This is a genomic window from Vibrio palustris (genome assembly GCF_024346995.1).
GTDB classification, from domain to species: Bacteria; Pseudomonadota; Gammaproteobacteria; order Enterobacterales; family Vibrionaceae; genus Vibrio; species Vibrio palustris.
This window is the reverse complement of record NZ_AP024887.1, coordinates 96,611-109,680: the sequence shown is the minus strand read 5'-3', so window position 1 is coordinate 109,680 and position 13,070 is coordinate 96,611. Positions and strand designations below refer to the sequence as shown.

8 protein-coding genes are annotated in these 13,070 nt (G+C 46.6%); all 8 read right to left on the bottom strand.

Annotated elements, in window-relative coordinates; translation table 11 throughout:
• Positions 1-43: 43 nt before the first annotated feature.
• The gene (locus OCU30_RS00495) at positions 44-781 is read right to left on the bottom strand and encodes an EAL domain-containing protein (RefSeq protein WP_077313888.1); all 738 of its coding nucleotides are present in this window, start codon (positions 779-781) and stop codon (positions 44-46) included.
• Between the two features lie 273 nt (positions 782-1,054).
• Positions 1,055-3,265 carry a TonB-dependent receptor gene (locus tag OCU30_RS00490; RefSeq protein ID WP_077313889.1) on the bottom strand — a complete coding sequence of 737 codons (2,211 nt, stop codon included), beginning with the start codon at positions 3,263-3,265 and terminating at the stop codon, positions 1,055-1,057.
• A 253-nt stretch (positions 3,266-3,518) separates the two neighbouring features.
• On the bottom strand, positions 3,519-5,495 hold the full coding sequence (fhuB, locus tag OCU30_RS00485; protein WP_077313890.1) for a Fe(3+)-hydroxamate ABC transporter permease FhuB: 1,977 nt from the start codon (positions 5,493-5,495) through the stop codon (positions 3,519-3,521).
• Positions 5,495-6,421, bottom strand: coding sequence for an iron-siderophore ABC transporter substrate-binding protein (locus OCU30_RS00480; RefSeq protein ID WP_438695851.1), 927 nt, complete (start codon positions 6,419-6,421; stop codon positions 5,495-5,497). The genes fhuB and OCU30_RS00480 overlap by 1 nt, the downstream gene beginning before the upstream one ends.
• Positions 6,412-7,197, bottom strand: coding sequence for an ABC transporter ATP-binding protein (locus tag OCU30_RS00475; protein ID WP_077313891.1), 786 nt, complete (start codon positions 7,195-7,197; stop codon positions 6,412-6,414). The genes OCU30_RS00480 and OCU30_RS00475 overlap by 10 nt, the downstream gene beginning before the upstream one ends.
• Positions 7,198-7,556: 359 nt before the next feature.
• Positions 7,557-7,871: a DUF3630 family protein gene (locus OCU30_RS00470; protein WP_077313892.1), complete on the bottom strand. Its 315-nt coding sequence runs from the start codon at positions 7,869-7,871 to the stop codon at positions 7,557-7,559.
• On the bottom strand, positions 7,864-9,702 hold the full coding sequence (recQ, locus tag OCU30_RS00465) for an ATP-dependent DNA helicase RecQ (RefSeq protein ID WP_077313893.1): 1,839 nt from the start codon (positions 9,700-9,702) through the stop codon (positions 7,864-7,866). The genes OCU30_RS00470 and recQ overlap by 8 nt, the downstream gene beginning before the upstream one ends.
• Before the next feature lie 1,020 nt (positions 9,703-10,722).
• Positions 10,723-12,897 (bottom strand): DNA helicase II, encoded by a 2,175-nt coding sequence (uvrD, locus tag OCU30_RS00460; protein WP_077313894.1) that lies wholly within the window; start codon positions 12,895-12,897, stop codon positions 10,723-10,725.
• Between the last annotated feature and the right edge of the window lie 173 nt (positions 12,898-13,070).

Sequence of the window (13,070 nt, the reverse complement as noted above, 5' to 3'; positions counted from 1 at the left end):
TTGTCTTGTTATCACATCGTCTTGGCTAAGTTTGCTCATTAGGTTAGCACCCAACAAACTGGCGGGCTTCTTGAGCATAAAGTGGATAGGAGTAGTGACCTCCCTGGGAATAGGCACCATTCATTTTAGAAAATTCATGCTGATGGTCTTTTTTAACACCATCGATAATGATTTTATCGGCGTGATTTTTCAGCTTGGTAAATAATGCCAATTTAGCCATTTTCTGCGAAATATACTCAGAAAAATCGGGAGCGAACTTAACTCCATCCCATTCTCGTAATTTTAAATAGTGGTGATGGGAAGAATCTCGCGCATCGTAATTGTCTAGCCATAACTCAACGCCTGTTTTTTCGAACTGACGAAGATTCTTGGCTAATTGGATTTCTTGGTTGTCATCCAAGTCATATCCATCAAGTTCAAGCACTAAGTTAGGCACACTTAACGCGAGGACTTGTTGGCAGAAATGGGGATCACAAAGATCACTCATATCTAAGTTTACAGATACTCGGCACTTTGTTTTCTGAATAAACTGGACGGAAAACTTTACTTGCTCAAGCACTAGGCTTCTTATGCAGTGAATATCCGCATCACGAAAAAAATTGGCAAAACTATAATCTTCACCAGCATTAAACTGCATCTCAGGTAAACACTCGAAACCAAATAACGCTTGATAATCTTGTTTAAAAATAGGTTGAAAGGTCGGAGTAAAAGCAACTAATAAACTTCCTTCAGGAGTCAGAACACTGCAGCGCTCATCTTCTATTTCAATGACATGTTTCATAATCTGTGCTTTTGCTTTTTCTTATCGTTCATGATTTCCCCCACCAGCATGTGGGATGAAACTAAATTGACGAAAAAGATCCACTCTTGAACGCCACCTTATATGGCAGGGATTCTAACAGACTCTCATTTAATCAAAACTATGAATCTTAAGATAAGTCACATTTACGGAATACAATTCTAAATATAAATCACAATAAATGATGCTTTCATTGATAGGCACCTAAGAATGACGCAGGTAGATTCAGCGTCATCCTTAGCATGACATAAGCGGCTAAAAGTCGTAACTGGCGGATAACATAAAGGTACGTGGCGCACCTTGCACTAGGTAATTGCTACCTGGATATCCTCCGGTGGATGCCCAATAATCTTTGTCTGCAATATTTTCCACACGCGCATTGAGCGTTAATAGCTGATTGTTTACTTGCATCGTATAACGCACGCCCATATCAAAACGTGTCCAAGAAGGTAATTGATGCTCATTCGCCATATCGATGTACTGAGAGCTCGTATAAATAGCTCGGCCATTCACGCTTAAGCCAGACACGGCTGGCACGAGCCATTCAAGATTTAACTTAGCCGTTACGTCCGGCACACCAATCGCCGTATGGCCATCATTCACACCATTTTGGGTTTTATGTAGCTCGCCATCAATGAAGGTCACGCCACCTAGAATATTTAATTGCTCAAACACTTGCCCAAAACCGGTTAGCTCAATACCACGGTTGCGCTGCTCGCCATTATCATTAAAACGGTTCTGCTCATCGTATAAATACGTGTTTTTGTTGATTTGAAATAGACTAATCGCACCGCCGTATGCGCCATTATCGTATTTAGCCCCCACTTCATATTGCTGCGAGCGCAATGGCGAAAAGACCTCACCCGCATTGGTCACGGCGGCTCCGCTATTGGATTGTGGCGCAACTTTGCCGGGCTGTAATGCCTCAGCATAATTGGCATATAGTGACCAATCCAACGTCGGTTGATAGACCACGCCCATAAATGGCGTGACCGCATTTTGCGCGTAACTTGAGGTCATATCACTGCTAGTATAAGAATAAGATTTTTGATCAATACGCTGTAAACGTGCTCCCACCGTTACTTTTACAGCATCATCCAGCATCGCAAGCGTATCTGCGGCTGACAGCCCTAGATTCAGATTACGCTGCGTTAATGATGGCTCATCTAAATCACCGTAACTGGCCGAGATTGCCGCATCCGTCGGTGGTTGCGTAATCTGTTGATAATCACGCAGAGAACCCAAGCTCTCCGGCGCGCCCCAATTGGAGTATTCTGTGGCGTTCTTAGATCGTGAATAGAATACAGAACCAGAAAGCACCGCGGTATGGGTAACGGGCCCTGTCACAAAGCGATGGCGAACGCCCGCATCGCTCGATAGGATGTTATCTTCACGCTTATTTTCAAATTTGTAGGCGGTTAAATTGCCTTGAGAGTCAGCGGTCGGGTTGGCCGATAAATTATGTTCACTGCCATGACGCCCACCCACCGCGAGCCATGCGGTGGTCGCATCAGTAAAGTCATACTCGCCACGCACCACACCGAATAATTGTTTCTCATCAGTATAGGTCCAATTTTGCGCATAATTATCGTTGGCATTAGGTAGCGATGGTGCACTGGTCAATGGCGTCACACTGGGGCGCGGCTGATCAATATGATGATCTTGATAGCCCAAATCGGCCGATAAACGCCATTGGTCTCCTTGGTGATCCCAGCCGACTGTCAGTGAGCCTAATTGGGTATTCTGGTCGTCAACGCCATCATCGCCATCGCGTAACGTCAGGCCAACTCGGAGTCCATCTTGCGCAGCATCCCCATAACGGCGACTCCAATCTAATGAACTATATGCTTGTCCACCAGATTGAATACCCGCGGTCACACGCGTTAATGGTTCACTACCGGCTCGTTTCGGGACGATATTAATCAATCCGCCCACCGCACTGCCACCGGGCGCGGCACCATTGAGAAACGTATTGGCTCCACGGAATACTTCAACACGCTCCATCATTTGTGCGGCCACAAATTGGCGAGGCAAAATTCCGTAGACACCATTTAACGTCATATCGTCAGAATAGACGTTAAAACCACGAATCATGTAGAGTTCTTGAAAATTACCAAAACCTCTTGCGACCCGAACAGTAGGGTCATTAAGCATCACATCCGCGACACTTTTTGCTTGCTGATCACGAATTAAATCTGCTGTGTAATTGGTACTAGAAAACGGCGTATCCATCATATCCATATTGCCCAGCAAACCGGCTCGGCCTGTGCGCGCGACTTGCCCACCTTGATATACGCCACCAATATCCACTTGTGAACCTTGCACAGTAATCACCTCTTGTACTGAATCCGTTGATTTTTTATCGGTTTCGGCGCTTGTTTGCGCGGCAAATACAGGGCTTGTAGAGCTAAGTGACAATGCTGTGAGCACAGCAACGTTTACGCTAGAGCAGCGAAAGGATGGCATAGTAACCTCTGGCAATATGTAAATGATAATTGTTTTTATTATCATTATAATATTGTGAATGCATGCCCTTTTCAATAGCCAGCTTTACCTATTTCGCGGTTCACTTCCTGATATTGTGGTCTAGTTTCAAACCGTCATTAAATGAATATGAGCAGGAAATGAGGTGAGTTCATCGCCTGCTCACCTCATGACACACATAACCTGTGCTCAGCCTGCGTAACGCGCTATGCCAACTGACCCGCATCAAGCTTAACTAGCGCCTAGCATTAATACGATTGACGATTAAGAGGCCAAGAAAATAGAGCGCGCCAAGGATCGCCACAAAGGTTCCTGCCGCTATTTGGTTAGGGTATAGCACCACTTGTCCTAACCAATCAGCCCAAATCATCGCAGTCGCCCCCATGACGCCGCCTAATAGTAGTTGCGCTTTGGTACGCTGCGCACCCAACATACGTGCCAAATGAGGGGCAACTAGTCCGACAAAAGACACCGGTCCCATGCTCGCTGTCGCGACCGCGCACAGCAACGCCACAATCACCAATAGTGCGATAGAGGTTAACGAGGTGGGTAAACCGCGAGCCTTAGCAAAAGACCGGCTAATCGACAGTAACGTTAATGCGCGCGACATCATAAGGCTCAACCCCCCTAATACGACCACCAGCCCGGTGAGAAGCATGGCTTGGCTTGCCGTTACTCGATAAGTCGAGCCCGCTAACCACTGCAAAATCTGATAACTGTCTTGATTACCTTGTGCTAAGCAAAATTGGACAAACGCTTGTAACAGTGCCGACATAGCAATCCCCGTGAGGATAACGCTAGCAGGCGCATAATGATGGCGACGCCCCAAGAGCAGTAAAATCACCAACACAACGAGGCTACCCAACAACGCTGTACCCCATTGCATTGACATTAACGATTGTCCAAAAAACAAACTGCTTACAATTAATGCAAAGGTTGCTCCCGCAGACACACCTAAAATATCAGGGCTGGCGAGTGGGTTATAAATTAAACGTTGTAAAATGGTGCCAGCCAGTGCCAGTGCAAAACCGGTCATCAGTGCCGTAAGTACGCGAGGCCAACGTAGCATCCATTGATAAGCAGAAGGCAGTGCCCAGTGCCAACTTTGCTCGTTAATCTGTATCAAGAAATAGCAGGCTAACCCGAGTAGCGCCATGCTGGTCACACTCACTATCACTGGGACACTAACGTATGAACGTGACCCCGGTAGCGCAATGGCGATGTTATCTTGTGCCTGCATCTGACGACGACTGAACCAAATCAGAGCTGGTGCGCCTATAGCCGCAGCGGTCACTCCGCTTGGTAACACCTGTCCTATCCACAGGCTTAGTCCTTGTGCCAATATATCGGTGCTGAGCAGCAATAATGCGCCAAACACCATACTGGCGATCAACTCCATTTTTGGGGTACGCGCCCCCAACGAGCGCACAATATTAGGGGTCAGTAAGCCAATAAAGCCTATCAAGCCCACCGCAGTAATCGCCGCCGAGACTAACCAAACCCCAATCAACATTAATACAAAAAAGGCAGGAATAACCGCGACACCTCGCGCTTGCGCGCCTTGCTGGCCTAATCGAAGTAAAAATAAAATACGCGGGGCAACAATCAATAACAGAACAGTTGGCAAGAGCCTTGGCCACAACCATTGCACCCACTCCCAGCCATTTTGGGCAAGATCACCGGCTCCCCACATAAACACATTTTGTGCGTATTGCTGATGAAGCAGGACGATCGCACCGGCAATCGCGCCCAAGAGAATATTTATGACCATACCCGAGATCACCATGGGTAACCCGGTCATATTATCCATACCGGTAATCAAGAGAATTAGGCCAAAAGCCAATATGGCTCCCGCCATCGCCGCCAACGCATGATAATCTTTCGCCGCATCTGGCCACCAAATATTGATAACAATCAGCGCCAACCACGCCCCTGAAGACGTGCCTAGAGTAAGCGGTGAGGTTAAGCGGTTTTGGGTGAGCTGCTGCATCAGGCTGCCAACGAGTCCGAGCATTGCCCCGACCAACACAGCAATGACCGCACGCGGTAGCTGCGCATACAAAAATTTAAAGTCATTAAATGCACTGGCCGCATCGGGACTGAATAGCAAATGCCACTGCTGTGCGATGCCAATCGGCTGGTTGATTTGCAGACTGGCCAATATTATTACGATCAAAAAATTGCTGGCGACCAACAAGTGCTTATAACTCATCACTCCACCGGCATCTCAAGCAAGCTATCGGTATACGCATCCGCCATATACTGTAAAGACATCGCGCCACCATAACTCCACACCGAACGCACAGCGTTAACATGATGCTTGCGAACAAACGGCATGGCTTGCCATAAAAACGATTTTTGCAGTTGCTTTTCTTGGTTAAACGGCAAAATATACAACACATAACCCTGTTGGATATGCTGCAAATCTTCAATTGGCTTTTGCACAATATTCCACTTGCCCGGCGCAAGCGCGAGCGCTGGCTGCAAGCCAAGCTGCTCAAGCACATAATTTGACATCGAGTTTTTGGTATAGATATACGCTGAGGTAGTGTCGGCTAATCGCATCGGTAATACTTTTGGTGGCTGCCCCTTAAAATGCTGCGCGATTTTTTGTTTCAGCATGACAAAATGTGCATTCATCGCCGTAAGCTTATCCTGCGCCACGTCTTCTTTCCCCAGTAAGTGGGCAATGCGTTTAAAATTATCAATCGCCACCTTGGCAGAGTTGACCTCAGGAGAAAAATTGTCGTAATACAAGACAGGCGCAATCTGCTTTAAGCGTGCCATTAAGGGCTTTTGGGACTGAGTGATCAAAATGACATCTGGCTTAAGCGCCGCAATCTTCTCTAAATTCGGCTCACCGCGCGTACCTACATCGTGCACCGCTTTAGGTAATGCTGGTTTCACCACCCACTGCCCATACGATTTCACATCCGTCGCCGTCAGTGGCGTGACACCTAATTCAATCACTTGCTCAATAAGATTCCAGTCTAAAACCGCCACTCGCTTAGGAATGTGCTCGAACGTATGAGTGCCAACATCATCTGTCACGGTGATTGGCTGCGCCATGGCTAGGTTTGCCATGCCCCCGACCAATAACATCAACAAGCCTGCCAAAATACGAGAGTTTATGCGCATACCACCGCCACCTTATTTATTGTGTCTGTCCCCTGAGAATCAGGATGATCCATTAATTTAATCGGGGTTTGATAAAGTTCAGATAGGCGTTGTTCATCATGTAACGTGGAAACTGGCCCTGAAAAGGCGATGCTGCCCTCACGCAACGCCACAATATGGGTGGCATAACGTAACGCTAAATTTAGATCATGCAAAATGACAATAATGCCGCATTGATGTTGTTGGTTGAGCTCTGCCAATAGGGATAACAATTGATATTGGTGCTGTATATCGAGCGCTGATGTCGGTTCATCAAGAATCAGCACTGGCGACTGCTGCGCTAATAACATCGCGACCCAAGCTCGCTGGCGCTCACCACCGGACAAATCATCCACTAAGGTATTGGCAAATTCCATCATCCCGGTTTTGGCGATGGCTTCATCAACAATTGCGCTATCGTCTTGACGCCAACGGCCTAACGCACCTCGCCACGGAAAGCGCCCCAAACGTACCAACTCTCTCACGGTCATTCCGGCGCTGGCCGGTAAATTTTGCGGCAAAAACGCAATTTTTTTGGCTAACTCTTTGGCGCCTAGCTCACTAATAACGTGCTCATGCAACTTTACCGTGCCGCTGTCTGCCGTTTGCTGGCCGGCCAACAGACTCATTAAGGTCGACTTCCCCGAGCCATTGTGCCCCAGCACCACTGTCAGTTGATCGGTCGGAATGGAGAGCTGCTCGACAGAAAGAATCTTGCGCGCATTACGAACCAATGTTACATCCGAAATTGTAAACATTACGACCTCTGAAACTTCATCTCTGATGATTTAATATATGAGAACCATTCTAATTATCATTATCATGTAGATCCACTTATTCTTTCAGTAAGCGCTCTATAGCAAGATGGAGAGAAGGTGAACAATGACGGTGCTAGAAAGGCACATAGGGGCGCGCCGCATCGGCTTATCTAGTAGGGACAGCAAGGATACTGCTTGCTATACACACTGGCGCTAACCAGTACGGAGCATGTTCATAGCACGCTGCACCATTCATCGAGCATCGCGATGGCGCGACACGGTATGCATTATATAAGGGCAGAGCTAGGCACACCGCTCGCGTGCGGTGTGCCCTGTTAGCGTGATGACTTATCGGCGGGTTAGGTAGATGACCGCTCAGGTGATGGCAATAAGGTGGCGATAAAGCGAAGCACGTCTTGCCCCTCATCGTTTGATAAGGTCTCTAGCCAAATCGATTCACTGTAATGTTCTGCCCTTAACAATAAATCTGTTCCCTCAAAATCAATCAACCAGGTATGCAAATCCGCATCCATCTGCCGCTCTTTCACCGATGCTGAGAGCATCGAGATTAGAGTATTACCCAGCTCAGGAAACGAATCAAAATCCCACGCCGGGCTAAGAATCAGTAATTTTCCTTGAGGAAGAGCGTCTGTATTAACGGTAAAATTAGCCATGATTAGTCAAGTGCTCCTGAATAAGGTCAAGAAAGGCATCGGCGTATTTATCGAGTTTACGTTGCCCTACGCCGTTGACCGCTAACATCTCGCCATAAGACGTGGGTAACATTTCAGCCATTTCAATCAGTGTTGCGTCGTTAAAGACAACATAAGGTGGCAACTCTTCTTCATCTGCAATGCTTTTGCGCAGATTACGTAATTTAGCGAACAGTTTTTTATCGTAATTTTTACTGGATAATTTATCGGATTTCGCCGAGCGAGCCGCTGTATCCAAGCGTGGTACGGCTAATTCTAATTCCATATCGCCACGTAATAGCGGTCTTGCCTCTTCGGTAAGTTGCAGAGTCGAGTTGCGAGTAATATTTTGATGCAACAAGCCTTTATGAATCAACTGGCGAAAAATACTGACCCAGTAATCGTGGCTATGATCACGCCCGATACCATACGTGGAAATTTTATCATGACCATTTTCGCGCACACGAATGTTTTGCATGCCACGTAACACTTCGACGATATAACTCACGCCAAAGCTTTGATTGACCCGATACACGCAAGATAACGCTTTACGCGCCTCTTCTGTCGCATCAAAACGCTTGGGAGGGTCTAAACAGACATCACAGTTACCGCACGGCTTCTCGCGATACTCACCAAAGTAATTTAGCAACACTTGGCGACGACACGTTTGCGCTTCGGCAAAACTATTCATGGCATTAAGCTTGTGAGTCTCTACCTGTTTTTGGGGGCCATCTTCTTTTTCATCTAACATCCTGCGCAACCAGTTGATGTCCGACGGGTCATAAAGCATGACCGCTTCTGCTGGTAGCCCATCCCGGCCAGCTCGGCCAGTTTCTTGGTAATAGGACTCAATGTTACGTGGAATATCAAAGTGCAAGACAAACCTAACGTTAGGCTTATTGATCCCCATCCCAAAGGCCACCGTCGCCACAACTATTTGTACATCATCGCGCTGAAAGGCTTCTTGTACCCAAGCTCGCTCATCGGTTTCCATGCCCGCGTGATACCCAGCGGCGCGAATATGGTTATTACACAGTTTCTCGGTCACCATTTCGACTTTTTTACGACTGCCGCAATAAATAATGCCGCACTGTCCGCGTTGTGTCGTGGTGATGTAACGCACCACTTGTGCAACCGGCTTATGCTTTTCCATTAAGGTGTAGCGAATATTCGGACGATCAAAGCTGCCTAAATACACATGAGGCTCAATCAAACTTAACCGACTCAAAATATCACTACGAGTGGCGTCATCAGCAGTGGCAGTCAACGCCATCATCGGCACATGCTGGAATCGCTGTTTAAGTTGCCCTAGCGCTGCATATTCCCGTCTAAAGTCATGCCCCCACTGTGAAATACAGTGCGCTTCATCAACCGCAATCATAGAAATATGCATGGTATCGAGTCGTTCGAGGAAATCTCGAGTGAGAACTCGCTCTGGCGAGACGTATAATAACTTAAGCTGTCCAGAATGAATGCGGCTATAAACCGACTGCAATGCTTCACGTGTCATGGTTGAGTTGACGCATTCGGCCGCCACACCGTTAGCTTTTAACTGATCGACTTGGTCTTTCATTAAAGAAATCAGTGGCGAAATCACGAGGGTAATTCCCTCAAGCACTAAAGCAGGAATCTGGTAGCACAGTGATTTTCCTCCCCCTGTAGGCATGATCACTAAACTGTCTTGCCCAGCAATTGCGGCATCAATCACCTCTTGTTGTCCTACACGGAATGTTTGGTAACCAAATACGTCACGCAACACCGTGTGAGGGGCAATAGGAGTGTCAGATTGTTCAGCAGGTAAAGTAGCAGTCATGCGGATCTCTGTTCTTGGGGAAAGTCGATAAGCGCCGGCCTCGGCAGTCACTCATTAGATCGGATATTGTAGAGGGGTTCTGTGGCGAATAAAACCGCAAAGTTGATGTGAGTATTAATCAATGCTGCCTTTAGTGAATTTATGGCTCAATTTTTATGCATATATTTTTATACCGACAGCGGCATTGCTAATATCGCTGATATTTCACTCGCGAGATATCACACAATAAAATGTAATAATTATGCACATACATTACATATGTGCGCTTGATCACCTTACGCCCTCTTCGCGACTTTTTAGCAATATTACTCCATAGTAGTAAGTAGGGCTGATCACCTATTACACTTGTGAGATATCTCTTACAGAGCTAGTAGGATATATCTCTTTCTACGTGGGATTACACTCCTAAAGTATAGTTAACTTATTGATTATTAATACCAAGGAGGTATTTTGAGTATTTTTTTTGTAATAATCCTTTTTACCCTCTATTGTCCAGTTTTTGTAAATGAGTAATATGAATCCTGTCGACAGGGAGTCGGTAGGAAGTGGATAAAGACCAAGGATTTAGGTCATCTTCAGGATGAAGATTTGGTTATTCAGGATGAATAATCAGCACGGATAGCAAAGCGGACAGTGAACGGACGCATTTCGTTACTAGGATGGTAACGACAAAGGAATGAACAAGGATCACCTCTCGGATGAGGCAGGGAATAAAACATCAGGATGATGTTAAGGACACCGCTCAGGGAACAAGTGATGAGAGCTAACTAGGATAGTTAGTGGACCAGGATGGGTCAAGGACACCGCTAGGATGGCGATGAAAGGATTAAGCTGAAGGATTGCAGCGCACTTATCAAGGAATAGATGCAGGGAGCACTCTTAGTAGCTGGATTGCTGCGAGTAAGACTATAACCCCGATGGGCTTTTGCCCTCGGGGTTTTTCTTTGCTTACAATCCTAGAATACATGTCTCTTTAGCTAGGTCACGAAAGTCATCGCCCTCATGACCGCCCTAAAAACCTTACATTTTTTCTAGCTTAGCGTAAGCGGTGACTAACCACTTTATGCCTTCACCATTAAACGCAACTTGTACTCGGCTCTGTGGCCCACTCCCTTCAAAATTGATAATCGTACCTTCACCAAATTTAGGATGCGAAACACGAGCACCAAGCGTGAAGCCAGTTTCATTGAAGTTTTCTTTCGCGACGGTTTGACTAAAGCGTCCAGTGTTCGTTGGGCGACTCACTTGCGCTTTCATACGCACTTCATCTAAACAAGTCTCTGGCAATTCACGAATAAAACGAGATTGCTTGTGATACTTATCTTGCCCATATAAACGGCGCATTTCTGCGTAAGTGATATACAGCTTCTTCATCGCACGTGTCATACCGACATAACAGAGGCGACGCTCTTCTTCCAAGCGTCCGGCTTCTTCTGCCGACATTTGACTTGGGAACATGCCCTCTTCGACACCCACCATAAACACCATTGGGAATTCAAGGCCTTTGGCACTGTGCAATGTCATTAGCTGTACCGCGTCATCAAACTCATCCGCTTGGCCTTCACCGGCCTCAAGTGCCGCATGGGTCAAGAAAGCCGTCAGTAATGACATTTCTTCGGCTTCTTCTGGCTTAACAAACTGGCGTGTGGCCGTGACCAATTCTTCTAAGTTCTCAAGACGCGCTTTCGATTTCTCACCTTTTTCTTGCTCATACATCGTATACAAGCCCGAAGTGTGGATCACATGATTGGTCTGTTCGTGCAGTGGCAATTCATGGGTATCATCTTCCAGTGCATTCACTAGCTCAACAAAGCGGCTAAGCGCTGATGAGGCTCGGCCCGTTAATACTTTCTCGTTGAGTAACGCAGTACTCGCATCCCACAGTGTGCAGCCACGATCTCGCGCAGCAAACCGAATGGTTTCCAGTGTTTTATCACCTAAACCCCGGGTTGGTGTATTCACCACACGCTCAAAAGCCGCGTCATCATTACGATTCGACATTAAACGCAAGTAACTCAGCGCATCTTTCACTTCTAAACGATCGAAGAAGCGCATACCACCATAAATACGATACGCTAAATTCGCTTGGAGGAGAGACTCTTCTAATACTCGAGATTGCGCATTATTACGGTATAAAATCGCGGTATCCGATAAAGCGCCGCCTTGTTCGTGCCACTCTTTAATTTTATTGACCACAAAGCGTGATTCATCAATTTCATTAAAGGCAGAGTACACCGAAATTGGTTCGCCATCTTGGCCGTCGGTCCACAGCTTTTTACCCATGCGCTCAGTGTTATTGGAAATCAGCGTATTCGACGCTTCGAGTATTGTCCCCGTCGAGCGATAATTTTGTTCCAAACGAATGGTTTTGACACTAGGAAACTCAACCGTGAATTTCTCGATATTTTCGACTTTCGCGCCACGCCAACCATAAATAGATTGGTCATCATCCCCGACGATCATGACATGCGCATCGGGCCCCGCCATCATACGCAACCAGGCATACTGGATGTTGTTGGTATCTTGAAATTCGTCGACCAGAATGTGCTTAAAGCGTGCTTGGTAATGCTCACGGATGTACTTGTTATCACGTAGTAGCTCTAAGCTACGCAGCAAAATCTCCGCAAAATCCACCAGCCCAGCGCGATCACAGGCATCTTGATACGTCGAATACAGTTTCAGATAGGTTTGTGTCACTGGATCATGGTAAGCATCAATATGAGAAGGGCGCAGACCTTCATCTTTCTTACCATTAATCCACCAAGAAACAGGCTTTGGTTGCCACTGCTTTTCATCAAGATTTTGCGCTTTAATGATACGGCGCAACAGGCGTTGCTGATCATCAGAGTCAATAATTTGGAAATCTTCCGGTAGCTTAGCATCCAAATAATGAGCACGCAGAATACGATGGCAGATACCATGAAACGTGCCGTTCCACATGCCGGATGAACTTCCCATCATCAGCTCATCAATCCGTCCGCGCATTTCTCGGGCGGCTTTATTGGTAAAGGTAACCGACATAATGGAAAACGGTGACGACTGCTCCACCGACATCAACCACGCAATACGGTGTACAAGTACGCGGGTTTTACCACTGCCAGCCCCCGCCAATACGAGAAGATTTTCCAACGGTGCAGCAACCGCTTCGCGTTGTTTGTCGTTTAAACCGTCGAGTAAAAGTGAGGGATCAATCATGGCTAAGCTACTGGTTATTTATACATAGAGAAGAAGATTATAACCCTAAAGCCTACCAAGATGCTTCCTTAGTCGCCAATTTCTTTATAGTCAGCGCATTTTTTCGCCACTTAATAACATCAATGTCAGTAATGGCACCTGCTATAACAGACCAATATTACAAACACGCTGCA